Consider the following 23,968-nt stretch of genomic DNA (forward strand, 5'->3'; position numbering starts at 1 on the left):
ACGAAAAGGATTTTGAAATGACTTCTTATATTGCTGTTATTATCGGGTGCTCAACCGGCGGTGTTAACGCGCTTTGCAAAATATTATCAGGAATACCTAAGGAATTTCCACTGCCTATTATTGTCGTATCGCATTTATCTCCTAATGCAATTAGCATGTTATCAACCGTTTTAGATAACAATACTGAGTTAAGCGTTATAGATGCAGAAGAGAAAGTTTTACCTAAAGCTCATCATGTTTATACCGCGCCGCCTAACTATCATTTATTAATTGATGATAATGGTAAGTTTGCTTTAAATGTGGATCCTAAAGTTTGTTTCTCTCGTCCTTCTATAGACGTATCTTTTGAAACAGCTGCTGAATATTATCGAGAAAACTTAATTTCTATTATTTTAACCGGTGCAAACTCAGATGGCACGGAAGGTGCTAGGATGGTTAAAAATAATGGTGGTTTAGTTATAGTACAAGCACCAGAAACGGCTGAAGCTAAATCAATGCCTGAAAGTGTTATAAACGCAGGTTACGCTGATCATATTATCCCTCTACAAGATATTTCAGCTAAGTTGTTAGAATTAACGAATTGGAAACCTATATGAATGTTGATAGTACACCTAAGATACTTATTGTAGACGATACACCTGCGAACTTAGTTGCTTTAAAATTACTCTTGAAAAAAGTAAAGGCCGAGGTGATCAAAGCAAGTTCAGGTGCAGAAGCGTTACAGTTAACACTAGAGCATGATTTTGCGCTTATTTTATTAGATGCACATATGCCTGAAATGGATGGCTATGAAACTGCTGAAATATTAGGCTCTACCTTGGGTACGAATACCATTCCTATTATTTTTGTAACGGCTGCTTATAAAGATGAAGTGCATCGTTTAAAAGGTTATCGGTCAGGTGCGGTAGATTATATTCAAAAACCGATTGAAGATCATATTCTTATCTCTAAAGTTAATGTGTTTTTAGAGTTATATAATCAGAGTTCTGAGTTAAAATCGCTCAGTGAGAATCTTGAATTATTAGTACAAGAGCGTACCGAAGAATTACGTAGAACCAATAAGATCGCTAGTATTGGAGGATGGAAACTTAGCTTAGATCTTAAATATGTTATTTTATCAGATCAAGCGTTAGAAATACTGAATATTACTGAGTATTTAGCAGAGCAAGAAATTCCAATTAATGAATTTATGAAAAAAATTCATGAAGACGATAGGGAAGGAGCTTTGCTTGCATTTAGTAAAATTCTTAAACATCCTAGAAAAGAAATTACCTTTGAATTTAGGTTTGTTGGCAATGAAGAAGAGCTTCGTACAGCCAACATCATTATCAACGCGATGAAAGATAAGTCCATTTCATTTGTTGGCGCAATACAAGATATTACCGACCGAAAAGAGTCAGAGCGTGCGGTGCAGTTTATGGCGCAGTATGATGCATTAACCCAACTACCTAATCGCTATTTATTTAATGATCGTTTAGATATCGCTTTTGCTACCGCGACAAGGTTGAAAACAAAAGTTAATTTAATAATGATTGATCTTGATCATTTCAAAGATATTAACGATACCTTGGGTCACCCTATTGGTGATTTATTATTAATAGAAGTTGCGAAACGTTTACTTGGTTGTGTTAGGGATACTGATACTGTGGCCCGATTAGGCGGGGATGAATTTGCGATTATTGCACTTGAAACACAAAGTGGGTTAACAATTAACACCCTAACAGAGCGTTGTTTGCAATCATTAGCTCAACCTTTTCAACTTGATGGTCATACAGTACACACAGCAGGTAGTATAGGGGTTGCTGTTTTTCCTGATGATGGCAAAAATCAAGAAAAAATCATTAAGTGTGCAGATATCGCTTTGTATGAGTCAAAAGAAAACGGTCGCAATGGTTATCATTTTTATAATCAAAAGATGGATGAATCAATTCATTTGAGGATAACGGAAGAAAAGCAATTAGCAAAGGCGATTGAAGAGGAGCAGTTAGAGCTCTATTACCAACCGCAAGTCGATCTTAAGACGAATCAAGTTATTGGTGCTGAAGCTCTCGTTCGCTGGAATCACCCAGATAAAGGTTTGCTCCTACCAGCAGATTTTATTCCTTTGGCTGAGGAAATGGGACTTATTATCCCTATGGGGAAATTAATTTTTAAGTTGGCAGCAAAACAAATTAATTTTTGGAGCCAACATGGTATTTTAGATATTAAAATAGCCGTAAATTTATCCGTGAAACAGGTACATTATTGTGATTTCATTGACATGATAGAGAGTACTATTTTGGAATTAGACTCAGGCGCTGATATTCTTGAGTTAGAGATCCCAGAGATGGCCATGTTTGAAGGGGCGCAAAACAGTAATGATATATTTGATAAATTGAGGGAAAAAGGGATCACGTTAGTTGTCGATAATTTTGGTACAGGCTTTTCGTCAATGCTCAATTTAAAGCAGATTTCTGCAGAGTTCTTGAAAATAGATCGTCTTTTTATTAAGAATGTCGCCAATGATGCTGTAGATGCAAAAATATTTAAATCAATAATAGAGTTAGCTCATACATTGAAAATGAAAGTTATTGCAGAAGGAGTAGAGACATCGAATCAGCTTGATTATTTATTGAATAATGGTTGTGATGTCGCTCAAGGCTTTATCTACAGTAAGCCTATTCCAGCTAATGAATTTATTGATTGGTTAAAAAGGTATAAAAATAGGGCTACCTAATGTGCTTATGCAGGTGTAGACAGGTTAAATATACCAATAAATCATTAGAAAATGACAAGTTGCACCGCCTAAAACAAATAAGTGCCAAATAGCATGGTTAAAAAGAATCTTTTTTTGAACATAGAAAAAAACACCTAGTACATAAACCAGACCACCTATTGCTAATAAATTAACGGCATTGCTAGGAAGAATATTGTATAACTTCTCTATGATAGTAAAAGATATAAATCCCATACCAAGATAGGTAACTAGCGATGTTTTTTTATATTTATCACCAAATTTAATTTTGAAGAATATCCCTCCTAACGCAATAAACCAGATAACGGCCATTAAACTATAACCTAAAGTACCTTTCATACTTAGTAATAATAGTGGTGTATAAGTCCCCGCTATAAGTAAATATATAGCGCAATGATCGAGCAGTTTAAATAACTTTTTTGAACGCTCATTTGTAACACCATGGTAAAACGTTGAAGCACAAAAAAGTGCAAACAAGCTTGTACCATAAATACTAAAACTGATAATGCGCATAGTATGATTACTAATAGAATAACTTACTGATGTATTAGTAACCGAGTTATTTAGTAATAAAAATAATGCGACAAGACTAAGTAAGGCACCCAAGCCATGGCTTATGGTATTAGCTAGCTCTTCATTTTTACTATAGTGAGATACTTTACTGGTCATAACTCTACCTTTTTATTAGCCTTGCAGCTTAAATTATTATGAGATTAACTATTTTGAAACTAAAAGTTGGTAGCGCTATACAAATAAGTATGCAAAGAAATATTTAGCTCTCTTTTTGAGAGCTAAGGTATGAAAGGAGTTACAAATACAATTACAGAGCTAATTCTATAACCATTTCTTTTAATTCATCTTTAGAGATAGAATTACTATGATTTTTATCAAAGCGATTAAAAATAGACTCACACATACGAATGCCCTTGTCTTGTAATAACACATCAATAAGTTCAACGAATTCAGAGCGGCTAATTACACCATCTTTATCTTCATCAAATACTTCAAATAACTCATCTACCCATTGATTTAATTCCATGGGGGGTCCTTAGGTAATTAGAGGGAAATTAATATCTAAATGTTATCTTTTATTCAGACGTTTGGGAATGACTATTTAAACTTAATTTAGGCTTAATAAAACCTGTTATTATTTTTTATATTTATCGATTATTTATTGTGTTTTTTATGTAATGTATTTTGTGTTAACAGGATGACGGTATTAGTATAAATTATTTTTAATCAATTGGTTATGGCGTTGTTTTATTGGAAGTGTGATTCTAATAACTAGCTTATCTTTGTTATAAATTTATTTATTTTTGAATTTTTTTTATTTTTTATGTAATAAATTTAAAAGAATTGAGACTAAGTGTTTAACGCTTTATTAAGGAAATATAATATGAAAGTAACTTGGAAAAGATTATTAACGTTAAGTTTACTGTCTATCACAACAATGAGTTGGGCAAATACTGATGGATTAACGTTGGAAAATTGTCATTTAGGTGAAATACGTTCACAAGTTAAATGTGGCAAGCTCGAAGTACCTGAAAATTATCAAAAACCAGATGGTGATAAAATAACAATTAACTTCGCAGTATTACCAGCAATTGATGATAGTGAGTATAAGGTACCCTTAATGTTTTTAGCAGGTGGTCCAGGTCAAGCTGCGGTAGAACTTGCTACAGGGTTGAATCAAGTCTTTCGTGAAGTACGTAAAACACGCGATATTATTTTAGTTGATCAACGTGGAACTGGTGAAAGTCATCCACTATCTTGTGACTTAGAGGAAGAAGGAAGTGTTTATAGCACGCTAACAGAAGACTTTAAAGAAAGCGATATTGTTGACTGTATTAGCCAGTTTGAAGGTGATTTAAGTCAGTTTAATTCAGAAAATGCTATTCGTGATTTTGATAGTATTAGAGCAGCTTTAGATCATAAAAAACTTAATGTTTATGGTGGTTCTTACGGTACACGTGCTGCTTTAGTTTATATGCGAATGTTTCCCGAATCACTTGAAAGTGTTGTATTAGACAGTGTTGGCCCTATTGAAGTACCTATTGGATTATTTGGGCAAAGTGTTGCTCGTTCATTTAATTTATTAATAGAAAACTGCAAAAAAAGTGAATCATGCAATAGAGCCTTTCCTAATGTAGCCGATGAGTTTGACGAAGTGAAAGCGCGTTTAGCTAAAGCTCCTGTAATCCTCGATATTCAACATCCACGGTTAGGAACGCCAACACAATTCAAGCTCGATGATAGTAAATTTACTAATAATTTACGTATGCAGTTGTATAGCATGGGAGGACGATCTTTAGTTCCGCTCATTATTAATCAAGCTTATTTAGGTAACTATGAGCCATTAATTGGCTTAATGGCTAGCACTGAAGGTGAGCAACAGGTGTATACTGGTTTACATTTTAATATTGTTTGTAATGAAGATGCTCCTAAAATTTCTGCAGAAATGAGAGCAAAAGATGCTAAGAACAGTTTTGATAATGCTGTTTCTAGCGATCTTATTTTTGACAGAATATGTTCGCTGTTCCCACAATATCGACCAAGTGATAGCTTCTATCAACCGGTTACTGCAGACATTCCTACTTTAATTCTCTCTGGAAATTTAGATCCAGTAACACCACCAAGTAATGGCGATTATTCAGCTAAGTCTTTGCCTAATAGCCACCATATTATTGTTGAAAATGCTTCACATACTGTTGCAATGAATACATGCGCAAATAGGATAATTAATGAATTCTTGACTAGTAAGTCACCTAACAAACTTGATGAGTCTTGTTTAAAAGAAGTTCCTCAAGAGACTTTTATGACAAGCGTTAACGGCATTCAGTAATGCGTTTTCAACAGCATTAAATGGCATAGACAAGGAAATACTAATGATTGAAGTAAATAATTTACATAAACAATTTATTGATAAGAAAAATAAAAAAAATACTGTGAAAGCGCTAGATGGACTATCTTTTACTGCCAAAGATGGTGAAATTACCGGAGTATTAGGGCCAAACGGTGCTGGTAAAACAACGTGTCTACGTACGCTTTATGGCTTACTTTCTGCTGATGAAGGTTTTGCCACTATTGATGGCATTAATGTCACCGATAACCCACTAGAAGCACGTTCAAAGTTAGGGATTTTTCCTGATAAATTTGGTTTATATGAACGTCTTACTGCATATGAGCAAATTGATTATTTTGCAAGCTTACATGGTATGTCAGGACAAACTAAGAAAGATGCTATACAGCAAGTGATTGAAGATTTAGATTTAGAGGAGTTAGCGCACCGTAAAACAATTGGTTTTTCACAAGGGCAACGGATGAAAGTAACACTAGCTCAAGCATTAGTTCATCAACCAAAAAACTTTGTACTTGATGAACCTACGCGTGGTTTAGATGTTATGAGTACACGTATATTACGTAATCATCTTGCTAAGTTTAAAGCAAAAGGACACTGTATTTTATTCTCATCGCATGTCATGCAGGAAGTCGCTGCGTTGTGTGATCGAGTGATCATTGTTGCTAATGGTCGATTAGCTGCTCAAGGGACACCCCAAGAATTATGTGAATTAGCCGGTGAAACACAGCTTGAAGATGCATTTGTTAAATTGATTGGCTCAGATGAAGGAGTATCAGCGTGAATATTGTTAACTCGAACTTAAATTTACATATCATTCAATTTAAAGCGCTTATTTTAAAAGAATATAAAGAAGCTTTTCGTGATAAACGAGCCTTAATAGTGGCGTTAATGATGGCCTTTTTAGCGCCGGTGGCAATTGTTTTGATGTCAAAAATAATGATTGAAAAGTTAGTTGATGAACCACCTGTTTACGTCAAGTTTTCAGGTGTTGAATACGCGCCTAAGTTAATAATGCACTTTGCTGACAATAATTTATTAAACTTTGCTGATGTGCCTGAAGATGAAAAAGCAACGTGGGATCAGCGCAATATTGTTATTAATATTCCTGACGATTATGCAATTAATATGGCGGAAGGAAAGCCGATTAAGTTACATTTACAAGCAGATTTTAATGATAAAGCTGTTACCCCTCCAATTAGAAGAATTAATAATGCAGTAAGAGAATTCTCATTATCAATTGGTTATAAAAGGCTACTATTGCGTGGTGTGGATGTACGTTTGTTAAATCCAGTTAAATTAGTTGAGCAAGATACCGCAAAACCTGATGCTACTTTTATTATGATTTCAATGATGTTGGGAATTTATCTGATGATGGCCGCATTTATGTCTGGCTTATCTGTAGCCATTGACTCAAGTGCCGGAGAACGAGAGCGTAATGTACTTGAAATGTTATTGTGTCAGCCAGTAAGTACCTTAAAAATAGTATTAGCTAAGTTGATTGGCTCTTCAACCATTTCGATCATTGGTGTGGTTTTAGTATTAGTACTCACGTCGATTTCAGTGGGTTTTGTTGACTTAACTAAAATTGGAGCGACTTTTAGCTTAGATATATCAACTGCAGCGCTTTTATTATTATTATTATTGCCTATTTGTTTTTTTGCCTCGGCTTGCCAATTATTTGTCGCGTTTCAAACGAAGAGTTTTAAAGAAGCACAATCAACAGTTGGTATGCTTATAGGTATTCCTGCCTTTATCCCTTTTGTTGTTTCAATGATGGATGATCGACCAGAGTGGTTAAATTGGTTACCAATAGCAGGTCAGTCAATGATCATTGAAAATATTTTCAAAGGTGTTGAGGTTAATTGGTTGGCGGTCTTTGCGACTAGTGCTGTGACTATTGCTATTACCGTAGCCTTCATTTTGGCGTTAGCTAAAAAACTGAAGTCAGAAAAAGTTGTCATGGCATTAAGCTAGACTGTGACTTCGCGAATGATCGAATAAAGGGTGATCTACAAGAAATTATTATGTTAAATTTTAGCAAATTAATAACGTATTACGCTCAATGTTATTGTAGTCAGTGTTGTTGAGTGTAAGGAAAGCGGATTGGATCATCAAAAAATATTTACGCAATGGATGACGGAGCATGAAAAATTGCTGCGTCATATCATTACGGGTTTTGAAGCAGAAGTTGCCATTCAAGATGAGCTTTTTCAAGATATAGCGTTAAATATCTGGCGAGCTTTACCAAAGTTTAGGCAAGATTCTGCGGTAAAAACTTTTGTTGCACGTATTGCTCATAATGTATTAGCAACGCATGTCGCTAAAACAGTTAAAACGGTTAAAACTGCTGATATAGAAAACTGTGCTGAAGCTGAATATGTAGCAGCTACACAAAAAACACCTTATCAAGCGCTTAGTCAAACACAACGACAGTTTCGTTTATCGCAAGCGATCAGACAACTTAACCTTGAACAACGACAAGTGATTACACTTGCATTAGAAGGGATGAGCTATCAAGAAATGGCTGATGTTTTAGTGATAACCCCCAATTTAGTTGGTGTTAGGCTACAACGCGCTAAGACATTATTAACAAAGTTGTTGGAGGGTGCAGAAAATGGATAAAACACCATTTGAAAGTGATGAAAGCTCGTCTGTCGAGCCTAACAAACTAGATACAGATCATAGTGGTGATGTTGAAGCTAACAATATTGATACATCTTTATTAGCTAATGAAGGTGTTTCACCAGTGCTAGATAAAAAAAATCCATCACATGATGAATTATCATTAGATGAGGATTGGCTAAGGCTTTCTCAAGATTGGCAAGAGCAACCTTTTGAAAAAACAGATATTAAAAAATTATTAAAACAAACGAAAAAGCGAACCTTACAAGCTAAGTTTTTGTTGTCGTTGAATGTTTTGGCTACGATAGCAATTGTTATTATGTTAATAGTTGCTGTCTACCAAGGTGACTGGGGCACGGCAAGTATTATTTACTTATCATTTGGCAGTGTGGCGTCAATAATTTTTGTTTATTATGAAATAAAAATACGACTGCATACTTGGCAGCAGAGTTCTGATAGTCCTGATAAAGCGATTGCCAATGCCATTGCCGGAGTCGAGTCGTCTATTAAGTATATTAGGTTAACCAAATTGTCATTTTGGTTATTTTTACCTCTTGTTAATTGGTATATTTATGCAACGATTACAGAGTCAGAAAAGTCACCTTGGCCGCCTTTTTTTGTTATTAATATTTTTCTGCTTGTCATGTGGTTAATAACACATTGGTTTCAAAGAAAGCGTGTTAAAGAGTTATCAGAGCTGTTATCTATCTAATGATTACTTGTTACCATAGTTCTTAGTTGTTTTGTTTATAATGCCAAATGTATGATGTATATTGATTATTATTCGGTATACTCGTTGTTTTTGTATTTTATATTTTGCTGTGCTATTGTTTTTTAGCTTGCGGTATAGTTTTTTTTATTAGTGAAAATTGTTATTGGGCTACTAAGCCTTAATCACTTAACAATAATACGCTATAAAGCAGTGCTAAATACACTAAGGCTAGCTTGTTTTACCGTGTACAACTAGGTAAAAATCAGGCAAAATACCGCCATTATTTTTTTGAATGTTTAAGTAAATCCTGTTATTTGCTTAAATATCGTTTCAGCCTAGTGCTGACTTTTATATTTGCGAAGAAGGGAAAAACATGTTTACACGTGATATGAATATTGCCGATTTTGATGCGGAACTATATCAAGCAATGAGCAAAGAAGTTGTGCGTCAAGAAGAGCATATTGAGCTAATTGCTTCAGAAAACTACTGTAGCCCTCGTGTACTTGAAGCACAAGGTTCACAATTAACGAATAAATATGCTGAAGGTTACCCAGGCAAACGTTATTACGGTGGTTGTGAATACGTAGATATTGCTGAGCAGTTAGCAATTGATCGTGCAAAAGAGTTATTTGGCGCTACTTATGCCAATGTACAACCACATGCTGGTTCTCAAGCTAATGCTGCTGTTTTCCAAGCATTAGTATCACCTGGTGGAAAAGTATTAGGTATGAGCTTAGCGCATGGTGGTCATTTAACGCATGGTGCTAGTGTAAGCTTTTCTGGTAAATCTTATGAAGCTTTCCAGTATGGTCTTCACCCTGAAACAGGTGACATTGACTATGAAGAACTTGAACGTTTAGCTAATGAACATAAGCCTGAAATGATCATTGGTGGGTTTTCTGCATTCTCTGGTATTGTTGATTGGGCACGTATGCGCAAAATTGCTGACAGTGTTGGTGCATACTTCTTCGTTGATATGGCACACGTTGCTGGTCTTGTTGCTGCTGGTCTTTATCCTAACCCTGTACCACACGCACATGTAGTAACTACAACAACGCATAAAACATTAGCGGGCCCTCGTGGTGGTTTAATCATTTCTGGCTGTGATGACGAAGCTATTTACAAAAAATTAAATAGTGCTGTTTTCCCTGGCGGACAAGGTGGCCCATTAATGCATATTATCGCTGCTAAAGCGGTTGCATTTAAAGAAGCGCTACAACCAGAATTTAAAGTTTATCAACAAAGTGTACTTGATAATGCTAAAGCTATGGTTGCGGTATTACAGGAACGTGGTTATAAAGTTGTATCCAATGGTACTGAAAACCACTTATTGTTACTTGATTTAATAGATAAAGATATTACTGGTAAAGATGCTGATGCTGCTTTAGGTAAAGCTCACATTACGGTTAATAAAAACTCAGTACCTAACGATCCTCGTTCTCCGTTTGTTACTAGTGGTTTACGCTTAGGTACTCCTGCTATCAGTCGTCGTGGTTTTGGTACTGAAGAAACTAAAGCACTAACAGGTTGGATTTGTGATATTTTAGATGATATCAACAATGAAGAAACTATTGCTAAGGTACAAGCAAACGTTAAAGAATTATGTTCACGTTTCCCTGTATACAAGTAGTCAAACATTAGCTTTTTAAGTTAAAGTAATTCACAAATTATTGTGAATTTATATTAAAATGGTCGCAATTAGCGGCCATTTTTGTATTTATTTTTCGAACTTGTCGTATGAAACTTATTCACGTATCGCAGGTAAACCATGTTTTGTCCATTTTGTAGTGCACAGGAAACTAAAGTCATAGACTCTCGTTTAGTTTCAGACGGTCATCAAATCAGACGTCGTCGTCAATGCTTAGCTTGTCATGAACGTTATACAACCTTTGAAACAGCTGAATTAGTTATGCCTCGTATTATCAAGCGAGATGGTACACGTGAGCCGTTCAATGAAGATAAAATGCGTAGCGGCTTAATGAGAGCGTTAGAAAAACGTCCGGTTAGTACTGAACAAGTTGAACTGTCGATTAATAAATTAAAATCACAGATGCGCGCTACTGGTGAGCGAGAAATTACGAGTGAAATGCTGGGAAACTTGCTGATGACTCAGCTAAAAGAGTTAGACAAAGTTGCCTATCTGCGTTTTGCTTCTGTTTATTTGTCCTTTGAAGATATTAGTGAATTTGCTGATGAAATAGCTCGCCTAGGAAAAGAAAGTCCAAGGAGAGGCAAAATTGGTAAATAAATCGCCGACAAAAGAAGAATTAACAACAACTTGTGGTGATCAAATGTATAGCAGAGAAGATCATCAATACATGGCCTTAGCAATTAAGCTTGCTAAACAAGGGCGCTATACAACATCACCAAATCCTCGGGTAGGTTGTGTATTGGTCAATAAACTTGACGGTAAAGAGCAAGTAATTGGTACCGGCTTTCATCAAAAAGCAGGGCAGGGTCATGCAGAAGTTAATGCATTACTTGATGCTAAACTTAATTACCCTCACCTTATTGAAGGGGCAACCGCGTATGTTACTTTAGAGCCGTGCAGTCACTTTGGTAGAACACCACCTTGTGCCCAAGGGCTAATTAATGCCAAAGTAAAACGGGTTGTTGCCGCTATGGTTGATCCCAACCCTGAAGTTTCGGGCCGTGGCCTAGCAATGCTTCAAGAAGCTGGGATTCAAGCTGAATTTGGGCTTTTAGAAAGTGACGCAAAAGCACTAAATCTTGGCTTCATTAAAGTCATGACCCACTCTTTACCTTATGTTCGGGTTAAGTTGGCGGCGAGTCTTGATGGTAAAACTGCGATGAAAAGTGGTGAAAGCAAGTGGATTACGTCAAGCGACGCAAGATGCGATGTACAAAGATTAAGAGCGCAAAGCTGTGCTGTAATTTCGGGTGCAGATTCTATTTTAACTGATAATGCTAAAATGACCGTACGTTGGTCTGAGTTGGGAATATTAAAAGATAGCTACCCTGAAGGTACGGTTCGCCAACCGGTTAGAGTTGTTATTGATAGTCGTAACCGGCTTACACCTGAGTTAGATTTTTTTAAGCAAGTATCGCCGGTTATTTTAGTTCGAAGAGAATTAGATGAAATAGGCCTTGAAAACATTCATAAATGGCCGCATTTTGTAGAACAAGTCCAAGTTTCTACGATTAAGACTAAGTCAGGGAAAGACAATATTGATTTAGCTGCGTTATTGATATTGTTAGCAGATCGCGGTTTGAACGATGTATTAATTGAATCGGGAGCTCGCTTAGCAGGAGCTTTTATCGAACAAAACTTAGTTGATGAGTTAATCTTATACCAAGCACCTAAACTTATGGGGGCAGAGGGTAAAAGTTTAGTTGAAATGCCGAATGTGAATAAATTACTAGAGGCTAAATCATTATCAATTACCGACGTGCGCCAAGTAGGCTGTGATATTCGAATTACAGCAACACTAGAAAAAGAAAGCGCCTAAATAGATATTATTTCTGCAACAGAGGCTTAAATAATATATCTAACTATAAAATAAATGAGAGTAGCTATGTTTACCGGAATTATTGAAGCCATTGGCACTATTAAAGCAATAAATATAAATGCTCAAGGAGCGCGCTTAGTTATTGCTAGTAATAACCTTGATATGAGCGATGTTAAATTGGGTGATTCAATTTCTACTAATGGCATTTGCTTAACGGTTGTTGAATTTGATCAAAATAGTTATAGTGCTGATGTGTCAAATGAAACATTACAGCGTACAGGCTTTGCTCATTATAATGTTGGCATGCAAGTTAATCTAGAAAAAGCTATGTTAGCAAGTACCCGTTTTGGCGGGCACATGGTGTCAGGGCATGTTGATGGTGTGAGTGAAGTTTTATCTATTACCAATAATGGTAATAGTATCGAATATTGGCTTTCAATGCCTGCAGATCTAGCTCATTATATTGCAGAAAAAGGCTCCGTTACTATTGATGGCACAAGTTTAACCGTTAATGCATTAGATGAAAGTTCAAATAGTAAATTTAGATTAACTATTGTGCCGCATACGGTGAAAGAAACAATTTTTGCTCATTATAAAGTGGGTACAAAAGTTAATTTAGAAGTAGATTTAATCGCACGATATTTAGAGCGTTTACTTACAAAAGAAGCAACTGAAATGCCAGCTGTTACATCAAATGTGACTGAATCTTTATTGAAAAAGTCAGGCTTTATTAAATAATAAATAACTTACGCTTTTAGCTAAATTTTTAAAATTATTATCAAATAAGTAATCAACAACAAGTAATCAAAGAGAACCTAATGAATTTAAATACCCCACAAGAAATAATCGACGATATTGCTTTAGGTAAAATGGTTATTTTAATGGATGATGAAGACCGAGAGAATGAAGGTGACTTTATCATGGCTGCAGAAAAGGTAACACCTGCTGCAATTAACTTTATGGCAACTCATGGTCGTGGGCTTATTTGTATGCCAATGACGCAAGAAAAGTGTGAAAAGTTAAAATTACCTTTGATGGTAGATAAAAATGACGCACAGTTCAGTACAAATTTTACTGTTTCAATTGAAGCGGCGACCGGTGTTACAACGGGTATTTCAGCTGGTGACAGAGCTACAACAGTACTTGCTGCTGTAGCTAAAGATGCGACGCATTTAAGTATTGTTCAACCGGGACATATTTTTCCATTGATTGCTAAAGATGGTGGCGTACTTAACCGTGCAGGACATACTGAAGCAAGTGTTGATTTAGCACGTATGGCTAACTTAGAGCCGGCAGCGGTTATTGTTGAAATTTTAAATGAAGATGGCACCATGGCGCGCCGTCCAGATCTAGAAATCATTGCTGAAAAACACGGTATAAAAATGGGTACCATTGCTGATCTGATTGAATTTAGAAATGAGACAGAAACAACGATTGAACGTGTATCACAATGTAAATTACCGACCGCTTTTGGTGAATTTGATTTAATCGTATTTAAAGATACCATCGATGGTCAAGCACATTTTGCTTTAACCAAAGGCGAAATTAAAGCTGATGAACCTACGCTAGTAAGAGTACATTTAGAAAATACTTTTAGAGATTTGTTATTTAGCCAGCGTGAAAGTGTCGCAAAATGGCCTATGGCAAGTGCCTTAGAAAAAATAGCGAAAGAAGGCGGGGTTTTAGTGCTATTGGGTAAACATGAATCACCAGCAGAATTAATTAATTTAGTTGAAAAATATGCTAAAATTGATGCAGGCGAAACGGTAAAAGAAGTTAATCGTCATGTTGGCTCGCGCAATGTTGGTGTTGGCTCACAAATACTTGCGAATTTAGGTGTGAGTAAAATGCGTTTGTTAAGCTCACAAACTAAATATCATTCGTTGTCAGGTTTTGGCTTAGAAGTTGTTGAATATATTCCTGAGTAATAAACCTATACCCGTTACCAATCAAGATGCGTATTTCAGAGTGCTTGAATGATAACGGGTATATACTTGCTTTAACGTATTTTGACTTTTTGATGAAAGTAAAAGTAAGGTGATAGGGTCTTGTTTATAGCTAGCCTATTTTTTGCTAGCTTAGCCTACAAGCGATAAGACCCTATAGTGGTACATTTAATGATTAACACGAAACGCAAATAGTAATATTGCATGAAACCAGTACGTAACAACATAGTTATAGTGATGCTGATGCTAGTGGCCTTTATCGGTCAAGCAATGGCAAGCACTGCTATGTCTTATTCTGGCGCTTCTTGTGTTGATGGGGATATGGCGAATACAATGCCAATGATGTCTCATGATCATATGTTACTTGATGATAGTGATAAAAAAACAGCGATGATGGCTTCAATGGATTGCTGCCAAGATGATTGTAAATGCCCTAGTAATGGTTGTTTAAGCCTTTCATTTTTACTGAATACATCCCTTAACTCCCAAGTTTTTTCAGATAAAAAAATTACACAGTTCCCCTCTCTAAATAAATCACAAGCTAGCTCTTCACTATATCGCCCACCCATTTCGTAACTTCACGGCACACTTGTGCCTAAAATTCTTATAAACCGTGTCTCTCTACATTAATTACTCATAATGTGTGAGCTAACATAATTGAATTATTCTCAACATTTACGCATGTAAAGAGAAAGAAGTATGAATAAATATAACGCCTTATATAAACGCATCACTGTCTTCGCAGCTATGCTCATTATCGTATTCTCAAGTCATAGTTATGCCGCTGAGCAGGGATTGAGCTTTACTCAAGCGATTAAAATCGCGCAAAAAAATGATCCTTGGCTTGATGGCAGTCGTCATAAACAAAAATCAATTGAAGCTTTAAGCTTTGTTGCCAATACACAGCCGGATCCTAGCGTGTCTGTTACTTTTGTTAGCTTGCCTACCGATGGCTTTAACTTTGACCAAGAAAACATGACACAATTTAAAGTAGGTGTTTCTCAGATGTTTGGTCGTGGTGATAGTCTGGAAATACGCAGTAAACAATTACAATTGCAGTCACAAGAGCAACCGTTTAAACGTAAAGATCGAGAAAATAAAGTTGCAGTTACTGTAGGTAGTTTATGGCTTGATTTATATCGAGTACAGGAGAGTATTCGTATAATCGAAACAAGCCGCAATTTGTTTGAACAGCTAAGTCAGTTGGCCGAATCGAGTTATAGCAGTAATTTAGGTGGAACACGGCAAGTTGATATTGTGCGTGCTCAACTTGAACTAACTCAGTTAGAAGATAGATTAAATCAGTTAAAGCTTGAGCAAAACCGTTACCAAGGCATGCTAGAGCAATGGCTAAGCCATTATTGGACAACAGGATCTTTATCAGAAGATTTAGATACGAACAACAATACGTTAATAAGGCTCATTGGTAGTGAACTTCCGCAATTAGATCTTTACCGGAAGGAAGCTCTTTATGATGAAAAACAGCTAAAACCTAGCCAGTTAGCACTAATTTTAGCTCGTCACCCGGCAGTACAAGCCGTTGATAAAAATATTGAAGCTACTCGTATTGGGGTAAATTTAGCGGAACAAAAATATCAACCACAATGGGGCGTAAATGCTAGCTATGGCTATCGTGCAGATGACTCTTTTGGTAATAGCCGAGCCGATCTTTTCTCGATAGGTGTTGTGTTCGATCTTCCTTTATTTACTGGTAACCGACAAGACAAAGAAGTGAGCTCTGCCATTGCTAACACTGAAGTGATCAAAACAGAGAAACTATTATTAATTCGTCAGTTGATATCGGCTTTTGCTAGTGCGAAAGGTCAATTTTTTCGTATTAAAGAAAGGCAAACACTCTATATAGAACGGTTACTACCGCAAATTCAGCAACAAGTTCAGGCTTCTCTAACGGCCTATACAAATAATGAAGGTGACTTTTCTGAAGTAGTACGTGGACGTATTGCAGAGCTTAATGCTCAGATCGAATTTTTAACAATTAATACCCAAGAACAAAAAATCATTTTAGAAATTAATTACTTTCTTGCTGATAACGCAATGAAGTCAGACATGAGTGCTAAATTATGAGCGTAAACCCAACAAATAAAAAGAGCTTAATAATAGGAATTATTATTGGTTTAACGTTAGCTTTATTAATTAGTTTTATTGTGATGTCGTCTATGATGAATAAATTACATAGTCCGACAACAGTTGAGGCAAAGGAAGAAGAACCACTTTATTGGGTTGCACCAATGGACGCAAACTTTAAAAAAGATAAACCTGGTAAGTCACCGATGGGGATGGATCTTGTTCCTGTTTATGATGATGGCGGCGCAGGTCCTGATGAAGGTGCTGGTACAATCCACATTTCTTCCAATGTTGAAAATAACTTAGGTGTAAGAGTTGCTAAAGCAGAAATAAAACCTTTAAATTCGATAATAAATACTGTTGGTTATGTCACTTACAACGAAGAACAACTGGTTAATGTTCATTCTCGTGTGCAAGGCTGGATTGAAAAGCTTTATATCTCAGCAGTAGGCGACCCTGTTACAAAAGGCCAAGCCTTATACGATATTTATTCTCCTGAATTAGTAAATGCACAAGAAGAATTCTTACTGGCGTTAGATCGTAAGAATAATCGACTTATTAGTGCAGCTCAAAATCGTTTAGCAGCATTACATTTACCCCAAGAAGCGATTAAAAGATTACGTGCTACACGTGAAATTCAACAGAATGTAACTTTCTATGCAATACAAAGTGGTGTTGTTGAAAGTTTAAGTGTTAGAGAAGGTGTATTTGTTAAACCTGAAACCATGATGTTATCAATTATCGATTTGAGCCAAGTATGGGTAAAAGCAGAAGTATTCGAACGTCAAGCTTCATTATTAGCAATGGGGAATGATGTTGTGATGACGTTAGATTATTTACCTAATAAAGAGTGGCAAGGAAAAGTCGAACACATACATCCCATGCTCAACCCTAAAACTAGAACAGCAATTGCACGTTTACGATTTGATAATACCAACAACGAACTTAAACCTAACATGTTTGGACAAATTACTATTCAAACCTCAGGTAATGAAAGTGCGCTACTTATCCCGAAAGAAGCACTGATCAGAACGGGCAAACAAAATCGTGTCGTGCTTGCATTAGGCGAAGGTAACTACAAGTCTATTGAAGTTAAGGTAGGGCGCTATAATGAAAACAGCGTTGAAATATTAGCAGGCTTAGCTGAAGGTGAGAATGTTGTAAGTTCAGCTCAATTCTTATTGGATTCTGAATCAAGTAAAACTTCTGATTTTAAACGTATGGAACCTGAAAACATTGAAGAAGAAATTTATGAAGCATCATCCGTTTGGGTAAATGCTCAAGTAGAAAGCACTATGGCTGATCATAGAATGTTAACCCTAATTCATGATCCTATCCCTGAATGGAGCTGGCCAGAAATGACCATGGATTTTACGGCGATAGATGCGGTAGATTTTTCTCAGCTAACAGAAGGTCGACATGTTCGCGTTAAAATAAGTAAAAAAGTAACAGGAGGTTATCAGGTTATAGACATTGATGTATCTGATACTGAAATGCTTGATCAGCAAATGTCTGATGGCCTAATGCCTAATGACAAGTCTGTCATTGATCATTCACACCACTAATATAGGAGTTTATATTTATGATTGCTTCTATAATTCGTTGGTCCGTTGGGAACCGTTTTTTTGTGTTACTAGCAACCTGTTTATTGGTGGCTGCAGGGTTATATTCTGTTAATAAAACGCCGATTGATGCCTTGCCAGACTTGTCTGATGTACAAGTCATAATAAAAACAAGTTATCCAGGCCAAGCACCTCAAGTGGTGGAAGAGCAAGTCACTTATCCTATGACTACCGCTATGTTGTCAGTACCAGGGGCTGTTACTGTGCGAGGTTACTCTTTTTTCGGTGATTCGTATGTTTATGTGATTTTTGATGAAGATACCGACTTATATTGGGCTCGCTCACGCGTACTTGAATATTTAAGTCAGGTTGTGCCTAATTTACCCAGTAATGCTAAATCTCAATTAGGCCCTGATGCCACAGGTGTAGGCTGGATTTATTTATATGCCCTTATCGATAAAACAGGGCAACACGATTTAAGTGAACTACGCAGTTTACAAGATTGGTTTTTAAAATATGAGTTACAAACCCTGTCAGGTGTATCAGAAGTTACCGCTTTAGGTGGTATGGTTAAACAATATCAAGTCCATGTTGATCCTGAAAAGCTACGCGCTTTTGGTATTCCGCTTTCTCATATTCAAAGGGCTATTCAACAAGGCAATCAAGAAATTGGGGCTTCAGTTATCGAGATGGCTGAAGCCGAATACATGGTGCGAGCGACAGGTTATTTAAAAAGTATTGATGATCTAGAAAATATTCCTTTAGGTGTTAACGACAATGGTACACCTTTGCTGTTAAAAGATGTCGCCGATATTGGTACAGGTCCACAAATGCGTCGAGGTATTGCCGAACTTAATGGTGAAGGCGAAACTGTTGGTGGCATTGTGGTTATGCGCTTTGGTGAAAATGCTCAACAAGTAATTAATCGCGTAAAAGCAAAACTTGAAGAACTTAAAAAAGGTCTCCCTGAAGGCGTTGAAATTGTGCCTGTTTACGATCGTTCAGCGTTGATTGAACGTGCGGTAAATAATTTAGGTTTTAAACTGCTAGAAGAGTTTGGTGTTGTCGCTTTAGTTTGTATTGTTTTTCTGTTTCATGTGCGTTCATCTTTGGTGGCTATTGTAAGTTTACCTGTGGGAATTTTAACAGCTTTTATCGTTATGCATTTTCAAGGGCTTAACGCTAACATCATGTCGCTTGGTGGTATTGCGATTGCGATTGGTGCCATGATAGATGGAGCGATCGTTATGATAGAAAACATGCATAAGCATATGGAAAAGCTAACATCCCAAGGGAAAAAATTAACCAATGAAAACCGCTGGCAAGTGGTTATTGATTCAGCCAGTGAAGTTGGACCTGCATTATTTTTCAGTTTGATGATCATTACTGTTAGTTTTATCCCAGTATTTACCTTAGAAGCACAAGAAGGGCGAATGTTTGCGCCATTAGCTTTTACTAAAACTTATGCCATGGCTGCTTCTGCTGCATTGGCTATCACTTTAGTTCCTGTTCTTATGGGCTACTTCATTCGCGGCAAAGTATTACCTGAGCATAAAAATCCAGTAAATAGATTTTTAACCTATCTTTATATGCCTGCTTTAAAAACAGTGTTACGTTTTCCTAAAATCACGTTATTAGCAGCTTTGGTTGTACTGGTTATTGGAATATACCCATTAAATAAAATTGGCAGTGAATTTATTCCACCGCTCGATGAAGGCGATTTAATGTATATGCCAACAACGTACCCTGGAATATCTATCGGGCAAGCTCGACAATTATTGCAACAAACCGATAAGTTGATCAAAACAGTACCAGAAGTTAAAACAGTATTTGGTAAAATGGGCCGAGCAGAAACCGCTACCGATCCTGCACCATTAACTATGATTGAAACCTTTATTCAGTTTAAACCGAAAGATCAATGGAGAGCTGGCGTTACTCCTGAAAGTTTAAAAGCTGAGTTAGACGCACTGGTTAAATTACCGGGTGTGACTAATGCGTGGGTTATGCCGATAAAAACTCGCATTGATATGTTAGCCACAGGCATCAAAACACCTGTTGGGATCAAAGTAGCAGGGGCTGATCTTTCTGTTATTCAAGATATAGGTAAGCAGCTAGAAGTTATCCTGCAAGAGGTTCCTGGTACGGCATCTGTTTATTCAGAGCGTGTTGCTGGCGGACGTTATGTGAAAATTGATATTCAACGCGCGAAGGCTGCACGTTATGGGTTAAATATAGCTGAGATACAGCAAGTTATATCAACAGCTATTGGTGGTATTAATGTCACAAATACGGTTGAAGGGCTAGAGCGTTATCCCGTAAATTTACGTTATCCTCAAGATTACCGCGATTCACCTGAGCAAATATCTTTGTTGCCTATTGTTACAGCTACAGGGCAGCGTATTTCATTAGGCGATGTTGCTAATGTCTTTATTGAAAATGGACCGCCAGGGATCAAATCTGAAAATGCACGTTTAAACGGTTGGTCGTTTGTTGATATAGAAGGTGTCGATATAGGTACTTATGTTGAAGCTGCTCAGCAAGTTGTTGCAGATAAACTAAAACTTCCAGCAGGTTATTCAATTGCATGGGCAGGCCAGTATGAATATATGGAGCGCGCTAAAGCTAAGTTAGCTTACGTTGTGCCATTAACCTTATTCATTATTATCATCTTACTATATTTAAACTTTAGAAATGTGATTGAAGTTGCGATGATCATGGGTACTTTACCTTTAGCAATGGTAGGCAGTATTTGGTTAATGTACCTTGAGGGTTTTAACTTTTCGGTAGCTGTTGGCGTTGGTTTTATTGCCTTAGCAGGTGTCGCTGTTGAAATTGGTGTCATTATGTTGGTTTATCTCAACCAAGCTTATAAAGAAATGCTTAATGATCATCAAGAACGAAACATAGACACGACAAAAGCGGATGTGCTGCAAGCTGTTTTACATGGCGCAGGTTTACGTGTTCGCCCAGTAATGATGACAGCAGCAGCGATAATTGTTGGTTTACTGCCTATTTTATACGGAACAGGAACGGGATCAGAAGTAATGAGTAGAATAGCAGCGCCTATGGTTGGCGGTATGTTAAGCGCGGTAATTTTAACGCTATTAATTTTACCTGCATTATTTTACCTATGGCGTATTAGTCATTTAAAAGCAATTACGGCTCAAGAGAATAAGGTATCTTCTTAATAATACAAGCTTATTTATTCTACCAATGCACTAAATGCGGCAATATGTCACACCCAATAATACGTTCTCATTGGTATCATCACATCAATTTTATTGACAGTGGTGATTCCCATGAAAAAATCTCTATTATTTACAGCTATGCTGGTCGCGTTTAACTGTAATCAATCTTATGCTGAAGTACAGAATGATGGTATAGAAAAAATGACGGTTACGGGCTCTCATATTAAAAGAGCTGATCTTGAAACGGCGAGTCCGCTTAGCGTTATTACCGCAGAGCAAATTGCATTGAGCGGTATTGTTAACGTAGAAGACTTATTACAACGTATGTCTTTCTCTGCTGGAGTTGCTGGTAATGCGACTAATGCCTATTGGACTAGTGGTGGCTATGGCACAGCACAAGTTAACTTACGTGGTATGGGAATAAAGCGTACTCTAGTCTTACTTAATGGCCGTCGTATGGTTAATGGGGGCACAGGTGCTAATAGCTCTGCTGACTTAAATACTATTCCTACCGGCATTATTAAACGTATTGAAATACTAAAAGATGGCGCTTCTGCTATTTATGGTGCCGACGCCGTTGCAGGTGTTGTTAATATTATCACTAAAGATGATATTGATGGTGTTACCTTTATGGCAAAAGCAGGGGCTAGTGATGAAGGTGATGGTGAACACCAAGAGTTCAACTTAAATATTGGCTCTACTTTTGATCGTGGTAATTTTATTTTAAGTGCGAACTATGTCAATACGGAAGCGGTAAGGCAATCAGATCGTATTGATTGTGCTAAAGAAGAAATAGTTCATGATGATGGTACAAGCGAACTTTCTTGTTTTGGTAGCTCAACCACTGAAGGGGGCAGAGCATTACTAGCCGATGGTCAAAGTGTACAATTCAACCAAGACACACAAGGTGATGGTAATGCTTATGAAGCATACGATTCGCAAAAACATGCTTTTACTTGGATACCTTATTTAAATGCAGTCAGTCCCAGTCAGCGCCTTAACCTAGCGGCAACGGTTAATTATCAGTTAACAGAGCAGGTAAATTTATTCACCGAAGCAATGTACAGTAATCGTCAGTCAGAGCAAATTGTTACGCCAAGAAGCCTCAGTAGTATTTATGTCTCTAAAGACTTTGATTATAACCCTACAGGACAAGATTTAGAGTTAACAAACAGGCGGAATACCGAATTTGGTGCTCCTTTTTTCTTTCAAGAAACTAACACTATTCGCTTAGTTTTAGGATTAAACGGCGAGTTTAGCAATAACTGGCACTGGGATACAGCGTATAACTATAGCCGTAATACGGGTAATGACGGTTGGACATTTGATTTAGACAGCGCCAAAGCAGCAGATACATTAAATGAAGATGTATGTAGCTATGAAGAGGGCGCAAGTATTCCGTGTGGTGATTGGTTTGGTGTAGATGAGTTGAGCCAAGAAGTGATTGACTATGTTAAATATCGAAGAGAAGGAAATGGCGGCAATGAAATGCGATCTTTCACTTTTAACTTAGGTGGTGATTTAACAGAGCTACCTGCCGGAACTTTAGCTTTTGCAACAGGGATAGAGCATAGATATGAAAGTGGCTGGCGTAATCCTGACTCAACAGTATTAAGTAACGGTGGCGAAGACACTATTGATGGTGATTTTAATGTAACAGAGGCTTTTGTGGAGTTTTCTATCCCGCTGCTTTCTGACCTACCTTTGATGAAATCGCTACACGCCGAAGTGGCTAGCCGCTATGCTGATTACAGTACGTTTGGCGATAAAACGACATACAAACTTGGTTTAACATGGCAAATTTTTGATAATCTAATGGTACGTGGTGTTAAATCTACTGCTTTTAGAATACCTATGCTAACAGAGCAATTTGGCGGCACTAATTCAGAAAATTTAAGAACTATTGACCCTTGTGAAGGCGCAACAGGTGCTATTGCTACCAATTGTTTAGCGGCTGGCGTTCCTGCTAACTTTGAACAAGACGGTACCACTGTATTGACAGCCGTTGGAGGAAACCCTGATGTTAACCCTGAGTCTGCTGATACACTGACTTTAGGCATTGTATGGCAAGCAAGCTTTCTTGAAGGTTTATCTGCAACAGTTGATTATTTTAATATCGAAATCGATGATGCTATTACTGCCGTGAATGGCTCAGATGTACTGAAACTGTGTTACACCGACCCCAATGCCTATAGTGAATATTGTGATAGTTTTTCACGCCATAGCGTAACAAATCAAGTTATCTCGCTAAATCAAAGACCAGTGAATGCTGCACAAGAAAAAGTTAGCGGTGTAGATTTTAACGTACAGCATAATGGGGAAATTAATGGTTTCAATACTAAAATTGAACTTGAAGCAACTCGTTTATTAGCTCACGAAAATACACCTTTACCAGGGCAGGCTATTAACGACCTTCTGGGTAAAATAACCGAAGATCAAGGTAGTTATACAAAATGGCGTGGTAATTTAGGTTTTACCTTAGAAGCTCAATCTTGGGCTACTCATTATGCTATTAGGTATATTGGTGGTGCTGATGATGTTAATGGTGGAGGTCCTATTGGGAGCTCAGTACCGAGTATTACTTATCATGATGTTCAAGCAAGTTATCAGGTGAATAATAACTTTAGTTTATCAGCGGGTATTGATAATCTCTTTGATAAGAGCGCGCCTTTCTTAACTTCTTGGAATGATGCTAATACCGATGTGATGACTTATGATTTGCTCGGTCGACGTGGTTATTTAAAACTGAACGTGAACTTTTAATTTAGTTTTAATGAATAATATTGAAG

General features: G+C 37.0%; 19 protein-coding genes. 17 read left to right on the plus strand and 2 right to left on the minus strand.

The features are described 5' to 3' along the window. The first annotated feature begins 17 nt into the window (after positions 1-17). Together KO509_RS12450 and KO509_RS12455 are read left to right on the plus strand one after the other, a co-directional pair. A complete protein-coding gene (locus KO509_RS12450) occupies positions 18-596 on the plus strand; it encodes a chemotaxis protein CheB (RefSeq protein ID WP_215973596.1) in 579 nt (192 codons plus the stop codon). Continuing rightward, positions 593-2,716, plus strand: coding sequence for an EAL domain-containing protein (locus tag KO509_RS12455; protein ID WP_215973597.1), 2,124 nt, complete (start codon positions 593-595; stop codon positions 2,714-2,716). Before KO509_RS12450 ends, KO509_RS12455 begins: the two co-directional genes overlap by 4 nt. A 24-nt stretch (positions 2,717-2,740) precedes the next feature. On the opposite strand, the gene KO509_RS12460 is transcribed toward KO509_RS12455, so the two are convergent. Beyond that, positions 2,741-3,403: a hemolysin III family protein gene (locus tag KO509_RS12460; protein ID WP_215973598.1), complete on the minus strand. Its 663-nt coding sequence runs from the start codon at positions 3,401-3,403 to the stop codon at positions 2,741-2,743. Positions 3,404-3,554: 151 nt separating this feature from the next. Then, positions 3,555-3,773, minus strand: a complete 219-nt coding sequence (locus KO509_RS12465; protein WP_159818065.1) for an EF-hand domain-containing protein — start codon at positions 3,771-3,773, stop codon at positions 3,555-3,557. Between the two features lie 357 nt (positions 3,774-4,130). Here KO509_RS12465 and KO509_RS12470 point away from each other — a divergent pair, with 357 nt between their 5' ends. The 15 genes from KO509_RS12470 to KO509_RS12540 all read left to right on the plus strand — a co-directional run bounded on the left by KO509_RS12470 (position 4,131) and on the right by KO509_RS12540 (position 23,942). Next, complete coding sequence (locus KO509_RS12470) at positions 4,131-5,576, plus strand: alpha/beta hydrolase (protein ID WP_215973599.1); 1,446 nt, start codon at positions 4,131-4,133, stop codon at positions 5,574-5,576. Positions 5,577-5,619: 43 nt separating this feature from the next. Next, entirely contained in the window at positions 5,620-6,375 is a 756-nt protein-coding gene (locus KO509_RS12475; RefSeq protein WP_215973600.1) for an ATP-binding cassette domain-containing protein, read from the plus strand. Then, entirely contained in the window at positions 6,372-7,568 is a 1,197-nt protein-coding gene (locus KO509_RS12480) for an ABC transporter permease (RefSeq protein ID WP_303495260.1), read from the plus strand. Before KO509_RS12475 ends, KO509_RS12480 begins: the two co-directional genes overlap by 4 nt. A gap of 129 nt (positions 7,569-7,697) precedes the next feature. Further along, complete coding sequence (locus tag KO509_RS12485) at positions 7,698-8,216, plus strand: sigma-70 family RNA polymerase sigma factor (protein ID WP_252727541.1); 519 nt, start codon at positions 7,698-7,700, stop codon at positions 8,214-8,216. Next, positions 8,209-8,928, plus strand: a complete 720-nt coding sequence (locus KO509_RS12490) for a hypothetical protein (RefSeq protein ID WP_215973601.1) — start codon at positions 8,209-8,211, stop codon at positions 8,926-8,928. The genes KO509_RS12485 and KO509_RS12490 overlap by 8 nt, the downstream gene beginning before the upstream one ends. Before the next feature lie 373 nt (positions 8,929-9,301). Beyond that, positions 9,302-10,558 (plus strand): serine hydroxymethyltransferase, encoded by a 1,257-nt coding sequence (gene glyA, locus KO509_RS12495; protein WP_215973602.1) that lies wholly within the window; start codon positions 9,302-9,304, stop codon positions 10,556-10,558. Between the two features lie 138 nt (positions 10,559-10,696). After that, positions 10,697-11,176, plus strand: a complete 480-nt coding sequence (gene nrdR, locus KO509_RS12500) for a transcriptional regulator NrdR (RefSeq protein ID WP_215973603.1) — start codon at positions 10,697-10,699, stop codon at positions 11,174-11,176. Positions 11,177-11,219: 43 nt separating this feature from the next. Beyond that, on the plus strand, positions 11,220-12,398 hold the full coding sequence (gene ribD / locus KO509_RS12505; RefSeq protein ID WP_215973632.1) for a bifunctional diaminohydroxyphosphoribosylaminopyrimidine deaminase/5-amino-6-(5-phosphoribosylamino)uracil reductase RibD: 1,179 nt from the start codon (positions 11,220-11,222) through the stop codon (positions 12,396-12,398). Between the two features lie 66 nt (positions 12,399-12,464). After that, positions 12,465-13,136 (plus strand): riboflavin synthase, encoded by a 672-nt coding sequence (locus KO509_RS12510; protein WP_215973604.1) that lies wholly within the window; start codon positions 12,465-12,467, stop codon positions 13,134-13,136. An 80-nt stretch (positions 13,137-13,216) separates the two neighbouring features. Next, positions 13,217-14,326 (plus strand): 3,4-dihydroxy-2-butanone-4-phosphate synthase, encoded by a 1,110-nt coding sequence (gene ribB / locus KO509_RS12515; RefSeq protein ID WP_215973605.1) that lies wholly within the window; start codon positions 13,217-13,219, stop codon positions 14,324-14,326. Positions 14,327-14,548: 222 nt separating this feature from the next. Beyond that, positions 14,549-14,920, plus strand: coding sequence for a hypothetical protein (locus KO509_RS12520; protein WP_252727543.1), 372 nt, complete (start codon positions 14,549-14,551; stop codon positions 14,918-14,920). Positions 14,921-15,043: 123 nt separating this feature from the next. Further along, complete coding sequence (locus tag KO509_RS12525; RefSeq protein WP_215973606.1) at positions 15,044-16,429, plus strand: TolC family protein; 1,386 nt, start codon at positions 15,044-15,046, stop codon at positions 16,427-16,429. Continuing rightward, a complete protein-coding gene (locus KO509_RS12530) occupies positions 16,426-17,994 on the plus strand; it encodes an efflux RND transporter periplasmic adaptor subunit (RefSeq protein ID WP_215973607.1) in 1,569 nt (522 codons plus the stop codon). Before KO509_RS12525 ends, KO509_RS12530 begins: the two co-directional genes overlap by 4 nt. Before the next feature lie 17 nt (positions 17,995-18,011). Continuing rightward, positions 18,012-21,179: an efflux RND transporter permease subunit gene (locus tag KO509_RS12535; protein ID WP_215973608.1), complete on the plus strand. Its 3,168-nt coding sequence runs from the start codon at positions 18,012-18,014 to the stop codon at positions 21,177-21,179. A gap of 111 nt (positions 21,180-21,290) precedes the next feature. Continuing rightward, positions 21,291-23,942 (plus strand): TonB-dependent receptor, encoded by a 2,652-nt coding sequence (locus tag KO509_RS12540; protein WP_215973609.1) that lies wholly within the window; start codon positions 21,291-21,293, stop codon positions 23,940-23,942. Positions 23,943-23,968: the final 26 nt, after the last annotated feature.

This window comes from Colwellia sp. C2M11 (genome assembly GCF_018860915.1).
Taxonomy (GTDB): Bacteria; Pseudomonadota; Gammaproteobacteria; order Enterobacterales; family Alteromonadaceae; genus Colwellia.

Coding starts and splice junctions, on each gene's coding strand:
- KO509_RS12450 (WP_215973596.1), top strand. CDS start 18: ATGACTTCTTATATTGCTGTTATTATCGGGTGCTCAACCGGCGGTGTT.
- KO509_RS12455 (WP_215973597.1), top strand. CDS start 593: ATGAATGTTGATAGTACACCTAAGATACTTATTGTAGACGATACACCT.
- KO509_RS12460 (WP_215973598.1), bottom strand. CDS start 3,403: ATGACCAGTAAAGTATCTCACTATAGTAAAAATGAAGAGCTAGCTAAT.
- KO509_RS12465 (WP_159818065.1), bottom strand. CDS start 3,773: ATGGAATTAAATCAATGGGTAGATGAGTTATTTGAAGTATTTGATGAA.
- KO509_RS12470 (WP_215973599.1), top strand. CDS start 4,131: ATGAAAGTAACTTGGAAAAGATTATTAACGTTAAGTTTACTGTCTATC.
- KO509_RS12475 (WP_215973600.1), top strand. CDS start 5,620: ATGATTGAAGTAAATAATTTACATAAACAATTTATTGATAAGAAAAAT.
- KO509_RS12490 (WP_215973601.1), top strand. CDS start 8,209: ATGGATAAAACACCATTTGAAAGTGATGAAAGCTCGTCTGTCGAGCCT.
- glyA (WP_215973602.1), top strand. CDS start 9,302: ATGTTTACACGTGATATGAATATTGCCGATTTTGATGCGGAACTATAT.
- nrdR (WP_215973603.1), top strand. CDS start 10,697: ATGTTTTGTCCATTTTGTAGTGCACAGGAAACTAAAGTCATAGACTCT.
- ribD (WP_215973632.1), top strand. CDS start 11,220: ATGTATAGCAGAGAAGATCATCAATACATGGCCTTAGCAATTAAGCTT.
- KO509_RS12510 (WP_215973604.1), top strand. CDS start 12,465: ATGTTTACCGGAATTATTGAAGCCATTGGCACTATTAAAGCAATAAAT.
- ribB (WP_215973605.1), top strand. CDS start 13,217: ATGAATTTAAATACCCCACAAGAAATAATCGACGATATTGCTTTAGGT.
- KO509_RS12520 (WP_252727543.1), top strand. CDS start 14,549: ATGAAACCAGTACGTAACAACATAGTTATAGTGATGCTGATGCTAGTG.
- KO509_RS12525 (WP_215973606.1), top strand. CDS start 15,044: ATGAATAAATATAACGCCTTATATAAACGCATCACTGTCTTCGCAGCT.
- KO509_RS12530 (WP_215973607.1), top strand. CDS start 16,426: ATGAGCGTAAACCCAACAAATAAAAAGAGCTTAATAATAGGAATTATT.
- KO509_RS12535 (WP_215973608.1), top strand. CDS start 18,012: ATGATTGCTTCTATAATTCGTTGGTCCGTTGGGAACCGTTTTTTTGTG.
- KO509_RS12540 (WP_215973609.1), top strand. CDS start 21,291: ATGAAAAAATCTCTATTATTTACAGCTATGCTGGTCGCGTTTAACTGT.